This is a genomic window from Pseudomonas sp. S36, from assembly GCF_016647875.1.
Classification (GTDB): domain Bacteria; phylum Pseudomonadota; class Gammaproteobacteria; order Pseudomonadales; family Pseudomonadaceae; genus Aquipseudomonas; species Aquipseudomonas parafulva.
Genome location: NZ_JACVVG010000042.1, coordinates 1 through 15,960, shown reverse-complemented (window position 1 = coordinate 15,960; position 15,960 = coordinate 1). Strand labels below are relative to the sequence as shown.

The 15,960-nt window shown below is 62.9% G+C and carries 16 protein-coding genes and 1 pseudogene; 7 read left to right on the top strand and 10 right to left on the bottom strand.

Features of this window, described 5'->3' with window-relative positions:
- Positions 1-8: 8 nt before the first annotated feature.
- The 3 genes from IAE36_RS19350 to IAE36_RS19340 all read right to left on the bottom strand — a co-directional run bounded on the left by IAE36_RS19350 (position 9) and on the right by IAE36_RS19340 (position 1,462).
- A complete protein-coding gene (locus IAE36_RS19350) occupies positions 9-299 on the bottom strand; it encodes a PA4642 family protein (protein ID WP_201214061.1) in 291 nt (96 codons plus the stop codon).
- Between the two features lie 68 nt (positions 300-367).
- Entirely contained in the window at positions 368-838 is a 471-nt protein-coding gene (locus IAE36_RS19345; protein WP_028631672.1) for a hypothetical protein, read from the bottom strand.
- Positions 839-904: 66 nt separating this feature from the next.
- Complete coding sequence (locus IAE36_RS19340) at positions 905-1,462, bottom strand: hypoxanthine-guanine phosphoribosyltransferase (protein WP_028631673.1); 558 nt, start codon at positions 1,460-1,462, stop codon at positions 905-907.
- Between the two features lie 160 nt (positions 1,463-1,622).
- On the opposite strand from IAE36_RS19340, the gene upp reads away from it, so the two are divergent.
- Positions 1,623-2,261 carry a uracil phosphoribosyltransferase gene (gene upp, locus IAE36_RS19335; RefSeq protein ID WP_028631674.1) on the top strand — a complete coding sequence of 213 codons (639 nt, stop codon included), beginning with the start codon at positions 1,623-1,625 and terminating at the stop codon, positions 2,259-2,261.
- A gap of 2 nt (positions 2,262-2,263) precedes the next feature.
- Positions 2,264-3,538, top strand: coding sequence for a uracil-xanthine permease family protein (locus IAE36_RS19330; RefSeq protein WP_028631675.1), 1,275 nt, complete (start codon positions 2,264-2,266; stop codon positions 3,536-3,538).
- A gap of 66 nt (positions 3,539-3,604) precedes the next feature.
- Here the strand turns inward: IAE36_RS19330 and hemH are convergent, their stop codons facing one another.
- Entirely contained in the window at positions 3,605-4,621 is a 1,017-nt protein-coding gene (hemH, locus tag IAE36_RS19325) for a ferrochelatase (RefSeq protein WP_201214060.1), read from the bottom strand.
- 13 nt (positions 4,622-4,634) lie between these two features.
- Positions 4,635-5,540 (bottom strand): TIGR01777 family oxidoreductase, encoded by a 906-nt coding sequence (locus IAE36_RS19320; RefSeq protein ID WP_028631677.1) that lies wholly within the window; start codon positions 5,538-5,540, stop codon positions 4,635-4,637.
- 186 nt (positions 5,541-5,726) lie between these two features.
- Between IAE36_RS19320 and IAE36_RS19315 the strand changes: the two genes are divergently transcribed.
- From IAE36_RS19315 to IAE36_RS19295, 5 genes and pseudogenes are all read left to right on the top strand, one after another.
- Positions 5,727-6,713 carry an NAD(P)/FAD-dependent oxidoreductase gene (locus IAE36_RS19315; RefSeq protein WP_201214059.1) on the top strand — a complete coding sequence of 329 codons (987 nt, stop codon included), beginning with the start codon at positions 5,727-5,729 and terminating at the stop codon, positions 6,711-6,713.
- 98 nt (positions 6,714-6,811) lie between these two features.
- Entirely contained in the window at positions 6,812-7,780 is a 969-nt protein-coding gene (locus IAE36_RS19310) for a YbgA family protein (RefSeq protein WP_201214057.1), read from the top strand.
- Positions 7,770-8,670, top strand: a pseudogene (locus IAE36_RS19305) (MerR family transcriptional regulator). The gene IAE36_RS19310 and the pseudogene IAE36_RS19305 overlap by 11 nt, the downstream one beginning before the upstream one ends.
- A complete protein-coding gene (gene phrB / locus IAE36_RS19300; RefSeq protein WP_201214053.1) occupies positions 8,661-10,079 on the top strand; it encodes a deoxyribodipyrimidine photo-lyase in 1,419 nt (472 codons plus the stop codon). Before IAE36_RS19305 ends, phrB begins: the two are co-directional and overlap by 10 nt.
- A gap of 23 nt (positions 10,080-10,102) precedes the next feature.
- Positions 10,103-10,789: an SDR family oxidoreductase gene (locus tag IAE36_RS19295; RefSeq protein ID WP_201214051.1), complete on the top strand. Its 687-nt coding sequence runs from the start codon at positions 10,103-10,105 to the stop codon at positions 10,787-10,789.
- A 37-nt stretch (positions 10,790-10,826) separates the two neighbouring features.
- Here the strand turns inward: IAE36_RS19295 and murI are convergent, their stop codons facing one another.
- Genes murI through hemA form a run of 5 tightly spaced genes read right to left on the bottom strand, consistent with a single transcriptional unit; the run spans position 10,827 to position 15,552 of the window.
- Complete coding sequence (gene murI, locus IAE36_RS19290; RefSeq protein ID WP_201214049.1) at positions 10,827-11,624, bottom strand: glutamate racemase; 798 nt, start codon at positions 11,622-11,624, stop codon at positions 10,827-10,829.
- Entirely contained in the window at positions 11,617-12,372 is a 756-nt protein-coding gene (locus tag IAE36_RS19285) for a molybdopterin-synthase adenylyltransferase MoeB (protein ID WP_201163729.1), read from the bottom strand. Before IAE36_RS19285 ends, murI begins: the two co-directional genes overlap by 8 nt.
- Positions 12,366-13,196, bottom strand: coding sequence for a peptide chain release factor N(5)-glutamine methyltransferase (gene prmC / locus IAE36_RS19280; RefSeq protein ID WP_201214047.1), 831 nt, complete (start codon positions 13,194-13,196; stop codon positions 12,366-12,368). Before prmC ends, IAE36_RS19285 begins: the two co-directional genes overlap by 7 nt.
- Complete coding sequence (prfA, locus tag IAE36_RS19275; protein ID WP_028631685.1) at positions 13,196-14,278, bottom strand: peptide chain release factor 1; 1,083 nt, start codon at positions 14,276-14,278, stop codon at positions 13,196-13,198. The genes prmC and prfA overlap by 1 nt, the downstream gene beginning before the upstream one ends.
- Positions 14,275-15,552 carry a glutamyl-tRNA reductase gene (gene hemA, locus IAE36_RS19270; protein WP_028631686.1) on the bottom strand — a complete coding sequence of 426 codons (1,278 nt, stop codon included), beginning with the start codon at positions 15,550-15,552 and terminating at the stop codon, positions 14,275-14,277. Before hemA ends, prfA begins: the two co-directional genes overlap by 4 nt.
- Between the last annotated feature and the right edge of the window lie 408 nt (positions 15,553-15,960).

Genomic DNA, 15,960 nt, shown 5'->3' with positions numbered 1-15,960 from the left:
CCTTCCGCTTACGCACGTGCGTTGTCGGTAATCTCGATGTATTCGGGCGCGTTACGCTGGTCGGCGATCTGCTCGACGAAGGTCTTGCCGTGCTCGTCCTTGCCGTCCAGGTCCAGGCCGGCTGCCACGAAGAAGCCCACAAAACGCTGGAAATCATCGACGCGCAGGCCACGGTAGGCTTTAACCAGCTTGTGCAGCGACGGCGAAGTCACACCATCTGCCGGCTCAAACTGAAGAAACGACTTGATGTAGTCGTCGCTGATTTCGTCACCGATTACCTGTTTCTTGTCTTTACGCATTGCCGACTCCAACTGGACCATCACGGGATTTCGAAGGCCGGCAGTGTACCCCCCGCAGCCAGCGCGCCTCAACGCGTACGTACGGTACCTGTGTGCAGGTCAGCCCAGATATGGCCGTTGCCGTAGGTCAGAAACTGCACATACACCGTCTCGTTGCGCAGCAGGTCCATGATCACCCGGTAGTCGCTGACGGGGTAGTTCAGGCCAAGGGTCTTGGTTTTCTCGTCGTACACCGGCTTTTTCAGGCTTTTGGCGGCCTCTCCATCGAAGGTCAACAGCACCTGGCTGATGGTGGCACCCTTGCTCAATGGCTTGCCTTTCAGGCGCACCTGCAAGGTGGAGGTGATGGGGATGGGCTGTTGGTCGGACTGGCGCTGGGCACCCACCACCACGGCGTAGTCGGTGACCTGAAGCAATTGCTGGCCGGTGGGCGCCTGCTGGCGCAAGGCCTGGTCGTCAGGCGGAAGGAACTGGCTGTGCATCGGTGCGGCGGCCAGGGGCAGGCTGACCGCCAGCAGGAACGGGAGAATCGCACGCATGTAAGGCTCCTTGGCATGAAGGAGCACTCTAGCACGCTGTACCGGGGCTGTAAGACTGGCGCCGTGTTACATGCCTTTGACGGCAAAAATGCCGTTGGCGTTGCGCCAGTAACCTTTGTAGTCCATGCCATAACCGAAGATGTATCGGTCGATGCAAGGCAGCCCGACATAGTTGGCTTTGAGGTCGGGGCTGGCCTTGCGGTCGTGTTCCTTGTCGATCAGTACCGCGGTGTGCACCGTGCGCGCACCGGCGTGCTTGCAGAACTCGATGATGGCGCTGAGGGTGTGACCTTCGTCGAGGATGTCATCGACGATGAGCACGTCGCGATCGATGAACGATACCTCTGGCTTGGCCTTCCAGAACAGCTCGCCGCCGCTGGTCTGGTTGCGGTAACGGGTGGCATGCAGGTACGAGGCCTCGAGCGGGAACTGCAGGTGCGTCAGCAGCTTGCCGGAGAAGATCAGGCCACCGTTCATCACGCAGAACACCACCGGGTTCTTGTCGTGCAGGTCCTTGCAGATCTGCTCGCCGACCTTGGCGATCGCCGCCTCGACTTCGGCTTCGGTATACAGGCAGTCGGCTTCACGCATCACTTGGCGAATATGCTCGAGATCGGCGGACATTGCGCTCTCCAGGGGGGCATTTTGGAAAAGCGGGCAAAGGTACGCATCCGCTCGCCACAGATCAAGCGTTTATGGACTAACGTGCAGAATGATCAGACGACAGCACAGGCTGAATAGATTAATCTAGCGCGGTTTTTTTGCCCGCCTTTCGGAGCCCCCTATGCCCACCCGTGAGATCCGCCACCCGCTGATCCGCCACAAGCTCGGCCTCATGCGCCGTGCCGACATCAGCACCAAGAACTTTCGCGAACTCGCCCAGGAAGTCGGCGCCCTTCTGACCTATGAAGCCACCCAGGACCTGCCCCTCGAAACCTACGAGATCGACGGCTGGTGTGGCAAGGTTGCGGTAGAGAAAATCGCCGGCAAGAAAATTACCGTCGTGCCGATTCTGCGTGCAGGTATCGGCATGCTCGACGGCGTGCTCAGCCTGGTACCGGGTGCCAAGGTCAGCGCCGTCGGCGTGGCCCGCAACGAAGAAACCCTCGAAGCACACACTTACCTGGAAAAACTCGCGCCCGATATCAACCAGCGCCTGGCACTGATCATCGACCCGATGCTGGCAACTGGCGGCTCCATGGTCGCGACCATCGACCTGCTGAAAAAGGCCGGCTGCCGGGAAATCCGTGCCATGGTCCTGGTCGCCGCCCCCGAGGGCATCCAGGTGGTCGAGAAAGCCCACCCGGACGTGCAGATCTTCACCGCCTCCATCGACGAGCGCCTGAACGAGCACGGCTACATCGTGCCGGGCCTGGGTGATGCCGGTGACAAGATCTTCGGCACCAAGCAGAAGGACGCCTGACCATGCAGGACGGCTTCAACGACCCGCTCTGGCGCCAGGTCGTTTCGGGCGCGCAGATGCTCTTCGTGGCATTCGGCGCGCTGGTGCTGATGCCCTTGATCACCGGCCTGGACCCGAACGTCGCACTGTTCACCGCAGGCATCGGCACGCTGCTGTTCCAGCTGGTCACCGGCCGCCAGGTACCTGTGTTCCTGGCCTCCAGCTTTGCCTTCATCACCCCCATCATCCTCGCCAAAGGCCAGTTTGGCCTGGCCGAAACCATGGGTGGCGTGATGGCCGCGGGTTTCGTGTACACCTTCATGGGGCTGATGGTAAAAATCAAAGGCACCGGCTTCATTGACCGCACGCTACCGCCCGTGGTGATCGGCCCGGTGATCATCTCCATTGGCCTGGCCATGGCACCGATCGCGGCCAACATGGCAATGGGCAAGGCTGGCGATGGCAGCGTGCTGCTGCCCTATAAAACCGCCATGCTTATCTCCATGCCAGCGTTGCTCACCACCCTGATCGTGGCGGTATTCGGCAAAGGCATCTTCCGCCTGGTGCCGATCATTGCGGGTGTGCTGGTGGGGTTTGCCCTGTCGTTTGCCTTTGGCGTGGTCGATACCGCCAAGATCGCCGCTGCCCCCTGGCTGGAGCTGCCCAACTTCACCGCCCCGGCGTTCAATTGGCAGGCCATCCTGTTCATCGTCCCGGTCGCCCTGGCGCCGGCAATCGAACACATTGGTGGCGTTATCGCGGTGGGCAGCGTGACCGGCCGTGACTACCTGAAAACGCCCGGGCTGCACCGCACACTGCTCGGCGATGGCCTGGCCACCACAGCAGCCGGCCTGTTTGGCGGGCCGCCCAACACCACCTACGCCGAGGTGACTGGCGCGGTGATGCTGACCAAGAACTACAACCCCAAGATCATGACCTGGGCTGCGCTGTTCGCTATCACCCTGGCCTTCATCGGCAAGTTCGGCGCCCTGCTGCAAAGCATCCCGATCCCTGTGATGGGGGGCATTCTGTGCCTGCTGTTCGGCTCCATTGCCGCCGTGGGCCTGAACACCATGATCCGCCACAAGGTCGACCTGGCCGAGGCGCGCAACCTGGTGATCGTTTCGGTGACGCTGGTGTTCGGTATCGGCGGCGTGCTGGTGGGCACGGGTGACGGGCCGGATGACTGGGGCCTGAAGGGCATCGCCCTGTGCGCCATCGTGGCTATTGCACTGAACCTGATCCTGCCGGGCAACGACGCCTGGAAGCACAAGAAACTGGATGACCAGTTGCCTTGAGGCAACAATAAACCCACAGGCCCTGCTGCGCGCTCAGCGGCAACAGGGCCTGCCGTACCCCGAGTGTCAGGCCTTGTCACACAGGTCTGCCAGCACCCTCGCCCACTCCGGGTGGTCGTTCATGCAGGGCACCAGCACCAGTTCACGCCCGCCTGCCTCGATGAACTGCTCGCTGCCACGCATGCCGATTTCCTCCAGCGTCTCGATGCAGTCGGCGACGAAGGCCGGGCACATCACCAGCAGCTTTTTCACACCGGCCTTGGCCAGTTCGTCCAGGCGCGTTTCGGTGTACGGCTCAATCCATTTGTCACGGCCCAACCGCGACTGGAACGACACCGACCACTTGCCATCGGGTATGCCCATCTTGCGCGCAAAGGCTTTGGCAGTAGCCAGACACTGGCCGCGGTAGCATACCGCCTGCACCTCAGCACTGGCCCCCTCGCAACAGTCGGCTGCCCGCAAGTCATGCCGGGTGCCCTTGGGGTAGCGTTTTTTCAGGTGCCGCTCTGGCAGGCCATGGAAGCTGAGCAGCACGTGGTCGTAATCCTGCTGCAGATACGGCCGTGCGCTGGCCACCAGCGCATCGATGTAGTCCGGCTGATCATAGAACGGCTGCAGCACCCGCATCTGCAGGGGCAGGTGGCGCTCGGTGATGGTGTCCTTGGCAAGCTCAACCACCGTAGTGACGGTGCTGTCGGCGAACTGTGGATACAGCGGCGCCAGGGTCACCTTGCGCACGCCTTGCGCCGCCAGCCGTTCCAGCACGTCTGGCAGGGCCGGCTGGCCATAGCGCATGGCAATCTCTACCGGGCCGTGGGGCCAGTGCTCGACCATCGCCGCCTGCAAGCGGCGGGTCAGCTCCACCAGTGGCGAGCCTTCATCCCACCAGATAGAGGCGTAGGCATGGGCAGACTGCTCGGGCCGCTTGATCAGGATCAGCGATACCAGCAGGCGGCGGATAGGCCAGGGCAGGTCGACCACATACGGGTCCATCAGAAACTGGTTCAGGTAGCGGCGCACGTCGGCTACCGAGGTGGAGGCCGGTGAACCCAGGTTGACCAGCAACAGGGCGTGATCAGTCATGCAACATCCTTAGTCAGAGGCGGCTGGACAGGTTGCCCAGCGCCGATTGCAGATCGTTGAAGCGGAAGCTGAAGCCTGCAGCCAGCAAGCGCGCCGGGCGTGCCCGCTGGCCGCCCAGCAGCAGGCTGGACATTTCACCTAGCCCAGCCTTGAGCAACAGTGCAGGTACCGGCAGCACCGCGGGGCGGTGCAACGCCTTGCCCAGCGCCCGGGCAAAGTCACGGTTGCGCACCGGCTCAGGGGCGCAGGCATTATAAGGACCGCTGGCTTCGCCATGCTGCAACAGAAAATCAATCAGGGCGACCTGGTCGTCTATATGGATCCACGGCATCCACTGCCTGCCGTTACCCAACGGGCCACCCAAGCCCAGCTTGAACGGCAAGCGCAGACGTGACAGGAACCCGCCATCGCTGGCCAGTACCAGCCCGGTGCGCACCAGTACCACACGAATACCCTGGGCCTGGGAACGTTGAGCGGTTTCTTCCCAGGCGATGCACAGCTGGCTGGCAAAGTCTTCCCGTACCGGCGGGGACTCCTCGGTCAGCTCACGTTCGCCGCCATCCCCATACCAACCCACCGCGGAACCGGAAATCAATACCTGCGGCCGTTGTTCGCGGCTACCCAGCCACGCCAGCAACTGTTCGGTCAGGGTGATACGGCTGGCCCACAGCACGCTGCGCCGGGACGCCGTCCAGGGCCGATCAGCGATGGGCGCACCGGCCAGGTTGACCACGGCGTCCAGCGGCTCATCGGCGGGTAACTGCTCCAGCCGGGCGATGCCCCGTACTCCCTTGCCGCACAGCGCAGGCACCTGGTCCGGGCGGCGGCTCCATACCGTCAGCCGATGGCCCTGTGCAAGCCAGTGACGGCACAGATGCCGCCCAATCAATCCGGTGCCGCCCGTCAGCAATATGTGCATGGCTGTGTCCTCGCAGAATACGGCGGTGGTCTATTTTTAACATCAAGGCACTTTTTGGACCCGACGCTCTCCGATAAACATAGGCCAACCTTTCCGTGGAAGCGGAATAACCTTATACAGATTTTCTGGATTGTACAGGTTTGCCTGACAGCGTAGTCTGCTCATAGCAAGGTTTGAGAGGCCATCATGACTGTACCTATTGCCATCATCGGGGCCGGTATCGCCGGCCTGTCCGCCGCTCAGGCGCTACACAAGGTCGGGCAGACCGTGCACCTGTTCGACAAGGGGCACGGCAGTGGTGGACGCATGGCCAGCAAACGCAGCGAGGCTGGCGCCCTTGATCTGGGCGCGCAGTACTTCACCGCCCGCGACCGTCGCTTCGTCGAACAGGTGCAGCAGTGGGTGGCGGCCGGCTGGGCCGCCCAATGGAAACCCCAACTGTACAACTACCGCGATGGCCAACTGACCCCTTCCCCGGATGAGCAGACCCGCTGGGTGGGCGTGCCGCGCATGAGTGCCATCACTCGCGGCCTGTTGACAGACATGACGGTGAATTTCAGTTGCCGCATCGCCGAGGTGTTTCGCGGCAAGCAGTATTGGCACCTGCAGGACACCGAGGGGTGCAGCCATGGGCCCTACAGCCGCGTGATCATCGCGGTGCCGGCCCCCCAGGCAACGCCTTTGCTGGCGGCCACGCCCAAGCTCGCCGCCGTCGCGGCAGGCGTGCAGATGGAGCCCACCTGGGCCGTTGCGCTTGGTTTCCAGGCAGCCCTGGAGACGCCTATGCAAGGGTGCTTCGTGCAGGGCAACCCGCTTGACTGGCTGGCCCGCAACCGCAGCAAACCCGGCCGTGACGAGCAGCTAGACACCTGGGTGCTGCATGCCACCTCCACGTGGAGCCGGCAACATATCGACCTGGTCAAGGATGAGGTGGTAGAGCAGTTGTGGGGCGAATTCGCCGAGCTGGTAGGCTGTGTGGTGCCTGCACCGACGTTCGCCCTTGCACACCGCTGGTTGTATGCACGCCCGGGTGGCAACCATGAATGGGGGGCCCTGGCCGACGCCGACCAAGGCTTGTACGCCTGCGGTGACTGGTGCCTGTCGGGGCGCGTGGAGGGCGCCTGGCTCAGTGGCCAGGAGGCTGCAAGACGCCTGCTCGAGCACCTGGAGTGAAGGCGTATATACAAAATACTGGTTTCAATGAAGCCAGCGATGTGCTGGAATAAACTTGTACAAGGTTAAATTTACGTACAGGTTTAACGGAGGCAGCCATGCACGACCCTGCAACCCACCACAAGCCACGCATCGCCATCAGCGCCTGCCTGACCGGGCACAGCGTTCGCTATAACGGTGGCCACAAGGCCTCCGACCTGTGCCGCGCTCAGTTGGAAGCGCATTTCGAATGGACCCCGGTATGCCCGGAGGTTGCCATCGGCCTGGGTGTGCCCAGGGACCCGATCCGCCTGGTCGGTAACCCGGATCACCCTGAAGTGGTGGGCACGCGCAACCCCGGCATGGACCTCACCGGCCCCCTGCGCACCTACGGCGAGCAAATGGCCAACGAGCTTGACGACATCTGCGGCTATATCTTCATGCAGAAGTCGCCCTCCTGTGGCCTGGAGCGGGTAAAGGTGTACCAGGACAACGGCCACCCCGCCTTCCACAGCGGGCGCGGTGCCTACGCTCAGGCATTTTGCGAACGCCGGCCTGACCTGCCTGTGGAAGAAGAAGGCCGCCTGCATGACCCCGTGCTGCGTGAAAACTTCATCAGCCGTGTGTATGCCTACGCCGACTGGCAGCGGGTACTGGCCGAAGGCCTGAACCGCGGGGCGCTGGTCAATTTCCATTCGCGCTACAAGTACCTGTTGATGGCCAATAACCCCCAGGCCTACCGAACCCTGGGGCGCATGCTGGGCACCCTGAGCAAGTACGATGATCCGTTGGTGGTGGGCCCGCAGTATTTCTCCGAGCTGATGCAGGCATTGCGTCGCTGCGCCAGCCGCGGCACTCACAGTAACGTGCTGCAGCACCTGAGCGGTTACTTCAAGGACGCCCTTACGCCTTCGGACAAAAGCGAGCTACAGGAACTGATCGGCCAATACCAGCAAGGGGTCGTACCCCTGGTCGTGCCGCTGACCCTGCTCAAGCACCACTTGCGCAACCACCCCGACCCGTATCTGCAGCAGCAGGCGTACCTGCAGCCGCACCCTGAAAGCCTGGGGCTGCGCAATGCGGTCTGAAGTACTGTTGCCTATCGGTGAGCTGGCCCGCCGCACTGGCGTCAACCCGGTTACCTTACGTGCCTGGGAGCGCCGCTACGGGCTGCTCAAGCCCCAACGTACGCCAAAGGGGCATCGCTTGTACCCGGTGGAACAGGTCGAGCGCGTCGAATCGATCCTGGCCTGGCTACAGCGCGGCGCGTCGGTCAGCCAGGTGGGCGAGCTGCTCGACAAACCGCTGGGTACGCCGCCCCAGAGCGACTGGCAAGCCAGGCAGGTGCAGATGCTGGAGGCCATTGCCAACCTGTCCCAGCGCACCCTTGACCATCAGCTCAATCAGGCGATGGCACTGTACCCGGCCGTGACCCTGTGCGAACAGCTGCTGCTCCCCTTGCTGAACCACCTGGAGCTTCGCTGGCGCACCTATTTCAACGCACGCCTGGAACAGGCGTTCTTCCATACCTGGTTGCGCAGCAAGCTGGGCGCGCGCGTCTACCATGACAATCAGTTGCTGCAAGGCCCGGCGGTGCTGCTGGCGGAAGACAGCGATCGTGCATTCAACCCCGAGCTGTGGTTATGCGCCTGGCTGCTTACCAGCAACGGGTTTGCCGTGGAAGTACTCGAACAGTCGCTGGCCGGCGCGCAGCTGCAAAGCGCAGTGGCGACGCTGCACCCACGTGCCGTATTGCTGCACCTGGGGCCCCGCATCGATGCCAGAGCCCTGCAGCGTTCGCTGCATGGGCTAGGTGTGCCGACGCTCGCCGGCGGTAGCCTGGTGGCGTTACATCACGCGCAACTGAGCCACCTCGATTTACCCAACCTTGCCCTGTTCGACACCCCGCAAGCTGCCTTGCGACTGCTTCAGAACCCATAGCCGCCAGCCCGGAGAATTTGTTAGCCCATGCACCTGACCTGGCTACGCAGCGACCTGCGCACCGATGACAACACTGCACTCAGCGCCGCCAGTGAGCGCGGCCCTACCCTCGCCCTCTGGCTTGTCAGCCCCGAACAATGGCTGGCCCACGACGACGCCCCGTGCAAGGTCGACTTCTGGCTGCGCAGCCTGCGTGAACTGCGCCAGTCGCTCGAAGCGTTGAATATTCCGTTGTTGATTCGCAAGGTCGACACCTGGGACCAGGCACCGGACGCCGTACTACAGGTATGTCGCAAGCACCATGTGCAAAGCGTGCACTGGAACGAGGAATACGGCATCCACGAACAGCGCCGCGATGACGCAACCAGGGCCTTGCTGGAGCGTTCCGATATTCAGGCCCACAGCCACCTGGACCAGTTGTTGTTCCGCCCGGGCACCGTACTGACGCGAAGCGGCGACTACTTCCAGGTGTTCAGCCAATTCAAGAAAAACTGCCTGGAGCACCTGCACCGTGGGCTGCCGTCACTGGCGCCAAGGGTGAAACGCCAGGCGGCCCTGTCGATCAGCAGCGACCCCATCCCGCAGCATGTAGACGGCTTCGATAAGCCGGCCAAGTCCCTGCGAGACCTTTGGCCTGCCGGGGAAAGCGAAGCACAGGAACGGTTGTCACGGTTCGCCGACGAAACCATCGTGGATTATGAACACTTGCGTGACCTGCCGGCCAAGCCTGGTACCAGCCGCCTTTCGGCCTACCTGGCAGCTGGCGTGATTTCGCCCCGCCAATGCCTGCACGGCGCCTTGGCCAGCAACCATGGCGAGTTCGACAGTGGCAACCCAGGCGTGCAGACCTGGATCAACGAGCTGATCTGGCGCGAGTTCTACAAACACATCCTGACCGGTTACCCACAGGTGTCGCGCCACCGTGCATTCCGCTCCCATACCGAGGCATTGCCCTGGCGCAACGCCCCCAAAGAGCTGAAGGCCTGGGAAGAAGGCCGCACGGGTTTCCCGATCATCGATGCGGCCATGCGCCAGTTGCTGGAAACCGGGTGGATGCACAACCGGCTGCGCATGGTCACTGCCATGTTTCTCAGCAAGAATTTGCTGATCGACTGGCGCCTTGGCGAACGGCACTTCATGCGCCACCTCATCGACGGTGACCTGGCGGCCAACAATGGTGGCTGGCAGTGGAGTGCCTCGACCGGTACCGATTCAGTGCCCTATTTCCGCATCTTCAACCCCGTCTCGCAATCGCAGCGGTTCGATCCCCAGGGGCGTTTCATTCGTGAATGGGTGCCTGAACTGCGGGACCTTGATGACAAAAGTATTCATGACCCTAGCGGTTCTGCTGCCAAAATCAGTGCTAGTCTGTATCCACGTCCACTAGTAGATCTCCGTAGCAGTCGCCAGCGAGCACTGGAGGCGTTCAAAGCTCTCCCGCGCTAGCAGTCGTATAGAGGGCATCGATCTTGTCTAACTCACGTAGTTTCTGGGTTACAGGAGCATCAAACGGGCTAGGAATGGCGCTGGTAGAGCACCTGCTTCTGCAAGGGCACCGCGTTGCCGCCAGCGATTGCCCCGGTGCCGCTCCCCTTCATCATGACCGGTTTCTACAGCTGCCAGGGCTGTTGCAGGGGGCCCCGGAAGCGGCTGAAGCCGGGCAGTTGCTCGAGCATGCCTGGGGGGCACTTGACTGCCTGATCATCAATGCCGGCACCAGTGATTACCTGGCCGGTGACATAGCCCGTGATGCGCTGTTCGAGCACCTTATCGAGTCCAACCACCTGGCCACGCAGCTGAGCCTGGCTGCGGCGGTGCCTTTGCTGGAGCGCGGTAGCGCGCCTCAGGTAATGGCCGTATTCAGCCGTTACACGGCATTGCAGATGTACGCACCTACACAAGTCGCCGCCGGTTGGAACAACACGGTGCAATGGGTGCGTGAACAGCGCGTAGCGCTTCAGGCACAAGGGATTGATGTAACGGTGGTAGCGCCGCTTGCAGTCGATTCCCAGGTCACGGCTGCACCCGTCATACCTGAGGCGTGGACGGCTGAGACTGCGGCGCAGGAACTCCTCAAACGGTTGCCCGAGCGCCTACCCGAGCTTGTGCTCGAGGTGCTGCACCCGGCCAGCCTCTGGCCGATGCCAGGCAAGTGACAAGCAACCGCATTGCAGCGTTTGCCGCGCTTACCTTCTAAAACCCAAACCGTTCAACGCTACCCGGCTGCCCCCACAACACCGGCAGCACGCCCAGAAGCGAAGCCGGGTCGCCACTGGTCCACAGCTGCGTATCGCGTGCTGGCCCGGTAGCCAGCAGGTCTGCACCTTCCAGAAGCCTGTGCAGTTGACGCGCCACCGCAGCGCCGGTGTCGATGATCGCCACGTGAGCAGGCACCAGTTGCGCCAGTAACGGGCGCAGGAACGGGTAGTGGGTGCAGCCCAATATCAGCGTGTCGCACCCGGCGCTCAGCAATGGCTCAACGTAACCCTGCAGCCGTTCACGCAATGCATGGCTTGCCAGGTCTCCGGTTTCAATCAACTCGACCAGCCCCGGGCACGGCTGGGTGATGACGCGGACGTCGCTGGCAAAGCGATCGAGCAAGGCAGCAAACTTGGCACTCTGCAGCGTACCGGTTGTGGCCAACACCCCAACTACCCCAGAGCGCGTCGCCGCTGCAGCGGGCTTGACCGCTGGCTCCATGCCCACCAATGGCCAACCGGGGTAATGCGCGCGAAGGTCGGCAACTGCCGCGACGGTAGCCGTGTTGCAGGCCAGCACCATGGCCTTGGCGCCCTGCTCGTGGAAGAACCCCGCGATACGACGGCAGCGGCTGCGGATGTAATCGGGGGATTTCTCGCCATAGGGCACATGGCCACAGTCGGCCACATACCACAGTGTTTCGTTGGGCAGCAGGCGGCGGATCTCGGCCAGCACTGACAGGCCACCCACGCCCGAGTCCATGACGCCGATGGGCGCCGAGCGCTCAGCCATCGCGCTTGCCGCAGACCGGGCAGGCCGGGTCGCGCTTGACCCGCAGCTCGCGAATACGGGTACCCAGCGCATCGATCAGCAACAGCCTGCCCACCAGGGGTTCACCAAAGCCTGCCAGCAGCTTCATGGCCTCGAGCGCCTGCAGGCTGCCCACCAGGCCTACAAGCGGGCCGATCACGCCGGCTTCGCTGCAGGTCAGCTCAGCCTCGCTACCCTGCCCATACAGGCAGTGGTAGCACGGGCTGTAGTCACGGCGAGGGTCGAAAACCGACAGTTGCCCCTCAAGACGAATGGCCGCCCCACTGACCAGCGGCTTGCTGCCAGCAACGCAGGCGGCATTCACCGCCTCGCGGGTAGCGAAGTTGTCCGAGCAGTCCAGCACCAGGTCTACCGCCGCCACCGCAGCGGCCAACGACGTATCATCCAGCGCTTGCCGGTGGGCAACCAGGGTGATTTCGGGGTTGATCGCCTGCAAGCGTTGCATGGCCGAGTCGACCTTGGTCATGCCAACGCTGGCGCTGTCGTGGATCACCTGGCGTTGCAGGTTGGTCAGGTCGACGGTGTCGAAGTCCGCCAGGTGCAGCTCCCCAACCCCTGCCGCCGCCAGATACAGGGCCACAGGAGACCCCAGCCCCCCCAGGCCGACGATCAACGCCTTGCTCTGCTTGAGGCGCAACTGGCCATCGATATCGATCTGCGACAGCAGTACCTGGCGGCTGTAGCGCAGCAGCTCCTGGTCGCTCAGCATGGCAGACGCCCCAGGGTGATGCGCTCATGGCCGCCAAGGTCGGTGCGGCTGTCTACATCAGCAAAACCGTGACTGGCCAGCAGCGCGCGAACCGCCGCAGCCTGGTCATAACCGTGCTCCAGCAACAGCCAGCCACCCGGGACCAGGTAAGCCGGTGCCTGGGCGGCGATGATGCGCAGGTCATCCAGGCCGTCGGCCCCGGCCACCAGTGCACTGCTGGGCTCGAACCGCACATCGCCGGCGCCCAGGTGCGGGTCTGCAGCGCGAATGTAGGGTGGGTTGCTGACGATCAGGTCAAAGCGCTGGTCGCCGAGGCTGTCGAACCAGTGGCTCAACTGCACGCGGACATTGGCCAGGCCAAGGCGCTGGCGGTTGCGCTCGGCCAGCGCCACGGCCTCGACTACCCGGTCGACCGCCGTCACCTGCCAGGCCGGGCGCTCGCTGGCCAGGGCCAGGGCGATGGCGCCGGTGCCGGTACCCAGGTCAAGCACCCGGGCCGGCAGCGCGGGCTGCAACTCCAGCGCCGTTTCCACCAGCAGTTCGGTGTCTGGCCGCGGGATCAGCGTGTGCGGTGCCACTTCCAGGTCGATCTTCCAGAACCCCTGCTGGCCAAGAATATAGGCAACCGGCTCGCCGCCACGGCGGCGTTGCAGGTAACCGGCGTAGGTCTGCGCGGCCTCGCTGCTGACAATGCGTTCGGGCCAGGTGTGCAGGTAGCTGCGCGACTTGCCGATGGCTGCAGCCAACAACAGCTCGGCATCCAGGCGCTCGGTGGGCGACTCGGGCAACTGCGCGTTGCGCAGCAGGCTGGCGATGATGGTCATCAGTCCCCCAGGGCGGCCAGTTGATCGGCCTGGTATTCGGCCAACAGCGGTTCAATCACGGCCTCGACACCGCCTGCCAGCACATCGTCCAGCGAGTACAGCGTGAGGTTGATACGGTGGTCGGTCACACGGCCCTGTGGATAATTGTAGGTGCGGATACGCTCGGAGCGGTCACCGGACCCCACCAGCAGCTTGCGCTCGCTGGCAATGGCGTTCTGTGCGGCGCTGGTTTGCATGTCATTGAGCTTGGCCGACAGCCAAGACATGGCGCGGGCGCGGTTCTTGTGCTGCGAGCGCTCTTCCTGGCACTCGACCACGATGCCGGTCGGCAAGTGGGTAATACGGATGGCCGAGTCGGTTTTGTTGACGTGCTGCCCGCCCGCGCCGGAGGCGCGGTAAGTGTCTACGCGCAGGTCGGCAGGGTTGATCTCGATGGCAGCCTGTTCGTCGGGCTCAGGCAGTACCGCCACGGTGCAGGCCGAGGTATGGATACGGCCCTGGGACTCGGTCTCCGGCACACGCTGAACACGGTGCGCGCCGGACTCGAACTTGAGCTTGCCGTACACATTCTCGCCTTCGACCCGGGCGATGATTTCCTTGTAGCCGCCATGCTCGCCCTCGTTCTCGGAGAGGATTTCCAGCCGCCAGCCGCGCTTTTCGGCATACCGCGAGTACATGCGGAACAGGTCACCCGAGAAAATCGCCGCCTCGTCGCCCCCGGTACCGGCGCGGATCTCGAGGAACACGTTGCGCCCGTCGTTGGGGTCCTTGGGCAACAGCATGCGCTGCAGCTGGGACTCCAGCACCACCAGTTGTTCCTTGGCTTCGCGGACTTCTTCCACGGCCATTTCACGCATGTCCGGGTCACTGTCCTTGAGCAGCGCCTGGGCACCCTCAAGGTCAGCCTGCACCTTGCGCCACTCCCTGTAGGCGGCGTACACCGGCTCAACTTCGGCGTATTCGCGGGAATAGGCACGAAAGCGAGTCTGGTCGGAGATAACTTCGGCATCACCGAGCAGTGCGGTGAGTTCTTCGAAGCGGTCCTGGAGAATGTCCAGTTTGTTCAGCAGCGACGCTTTCATTGCGGGGATTTGTCCGTGGAGCCCTCGTTGAGGGCAAACAGTTCCTGGGCCATGGCCAGCGCTTCAAGGCGGCCTTCGGCCGAGAGCCTTTTCATGTGCACGCTGGGTGCATGCAGCAGTTTGTTGGTAAGCCCCCGGGCCAACTGGGCCAACACCTCTTCGGGGTTGCCGCCATTGGCCAGCAGGCGCTGGGCTTTTTGCAGTTCTTCATCGCGCAGGCGTTCGCTTTGCTGGCGGTAGGCCCGCAGCACATCCACTGCGGCCAGCTCACGCAGGCGCGCCATGAAGTCTTCAGCACCCACGGCAACCAGCTCTTCGGCGGCCTGAGCGGCGCCCTGGCGGCTCTTGAGGTTTTCGGCAACCACATCGTGCAGGTCGTCGACGGTGTAGAGGTACACGTCATCCAGCTCGCCCACTTCGGTTTCGATATCGCGGGGTACGGCGATGTCGACCATGAAGATGGGCTTGTGGCGGCGTTGCTTCAAGGCACTTTCCACCGCCCCCTTGCCCAGGATCGGCAACTGGCTGGCGGTGGAACTGATGACGATGTCGCTGTTGGCGAGTTCCTGGGGGATGTCGGCCAGCAGCACAGCGTGGGCACCGAACTGCTCGGCCAGGATACTGGCGCGTTCCAGGGTACGGTTTGCCACGACAATGCGGCGTACACCTTGCTCGTGAAGGTGGCGGGCGACCAGGGTGATGGTTTCGCCAGCCCCGATGAGCAGGGCCTGGCTGCGTGCCAGGTCGCTGAAGATCTGTTTGGCCAGGCTGACTGCGGCAAAGGCCACCGACACGGGGTTTTCGCCAATGGCCGTGTCGGTGCGCACCTGCTTGGCGGCGCTGAAGGTGGCCTGGAACAGGCGCCCGAGCAACGGCCCGACGGTACCGGCCTCGCGGGCCACGGCATACGCGGATTTCATCTGGCCGAGAATCTGCGGCTCGCCAAGCACCAGCGAGTCAAGGCCGGAGGCCACGCGCATCATGTGCTTCACGGCGTCGTGCTCTTCGTGCACGTAGGCACTGGCACGCAGTTCGTCCAGGCTGAGGCGGTGATAGTCGGCCAGCCACAACAGCACGTCCTCGGCGGACAGCTGATCCTGCGCCAGGTAAAGCTCGCTGCGGTTGCAGGTGGACAGGATCGCCGCTTCACGGCTTGAGGTGAGGCGGCAGAGCTGCTGCAGGGCGTCTACCAACTGCTCGGGGGTAAACGCCACGCGCTCGCGTACGTCTACCGAGGCAGTCTTATGGTTGATACCAAGTGCGAGAAAGGCCATGCAAAATCGCTGGTTGTGACGAGAAGCCGGTAATTGTCCTCCTTCGGCGGTTGCAGGACAAGCTTGACGCTGGAAACTTCAACCGGACGACGACCGATAGTATGTAAGCGGTAATTAACCTTACTCACAAAATACGCTGTAAATTATTAACATCTATTTATAAAGCACGCCAAATAAGTTCCACACCCTCCCCGCCCTACACCGCATTCCGTCAACGCCCCGACACTCGCCATTCCCATGGCCTTTTAATCAGGCAAAACTTAATCTCACGCTTTCTCTTGCTATCGCTTTTGACTTGGCTTTTGATCTGGCTTTTGATCTTGATCTTGATCTTCGCGACTTCAGGAGGCCGAACGAAGGGCTTGCGGAGGGAGGTGACGGGCATGGATGCCCGTCAAGCGCTGAGGC

Coding starts and splice junctions, on each gene's coding strand:
- IAE36_RS19350 (WP_201214061.1), bottom strand. CDS start 299: ATGCGTAAAGACAAGAAACAGGTAATCGGTGACGAAATCAGCGACGAC.
- IAE36_RS19345 (WP_028631672.1), bottom strand. CDS start 838: ATGCGTGCGATTCTCCCGTTCCTGCTGGCGGTCAGCCTGCCCCTGGCC.
- IAE36_RS19340 (WP_028631673.1), bottom strand. CDS start 1,462: ATGTCCGCCGATCTCGAGCATATTCGCCAAGTGATGCGTGAAGCCGAC.
- upp (WP_028631674.1), top strand. CDS start 1,623: ATGCCCACCCGTGAGATCCGCCACCCGCTGATCCGCCACAAGCTCGGC.
- IAE36_RS19330 (WP_028631675.1), top strand. CDS start 2,264: ATGCAGGACGGCTTCAACGACCCGCTCTGGCGCCAGGTCGTTTCGGGC.
- hemH (WP_201214060.1), bottom strand. CDS start 4,621: ATGACTGATCACGCCCTGTTGCTGGTCAACCTGGGTTCACCGGCCTCC.
- IAE36_RS19320 (WP_028631677.1), bottom strand. CDS start 5,540: ATGCACATATTGCTGACGGGCGGCACCGGATTGATTGGGCGGCATCTG.
- IAE36_RS19315 (WP_201214059.1), top strand. CDS start 5,727: ATGACTGTACCTATTGCCATCATCGGGGCCGGTATCGCCGGCCTGTCC.
- IAE36_RS19310 (WP_201214057.1), top strand. CDS start 6,812: ATGCACGACCCTGCAACCCACCACAAGCCACGCATCGCCATCAGCGCC.
- phrB (WP_201214053.1), top strand. CDS start 8,661: ATGCACCTGACCTGGCTACGCAGCGACCTGCGCACCGATGACAACACT.
- murI (WP_201214049.1), bottom strand. CDS start 11,624: ATGGCTGAGCGCTCGGCGCCCATCGGCGTCATGGACTCGGGCGTGGGT.
- IAE36_RS19285 (WP_201163729.1), bottom strand. CDS start 12,372: ATGCTGAGCGACCAGGAGCTGCTGCGCTACAGCCGCCAGGTACTGCTG.
- prmC (WP_201214047.1), bottom strand. CDS start 13,196: ATGACCATCATCGCCAGCCTGCTGCGCAACGCGCAGTTGCCCGAGTCG.
- prfA (WP_028631685.1), bottom strand. CDS start 14,278: ATGAAAGCGTCGCTGCTGAACAAACTGGACATTCTCCAGGACCGCTTC.
- hemA (WP_028631686.1), bottom strand. CDS start 15,552: ATGGCCTTTCTCGCACTTGGTATCAACCATAAGACTGCCTCGGTAGAC.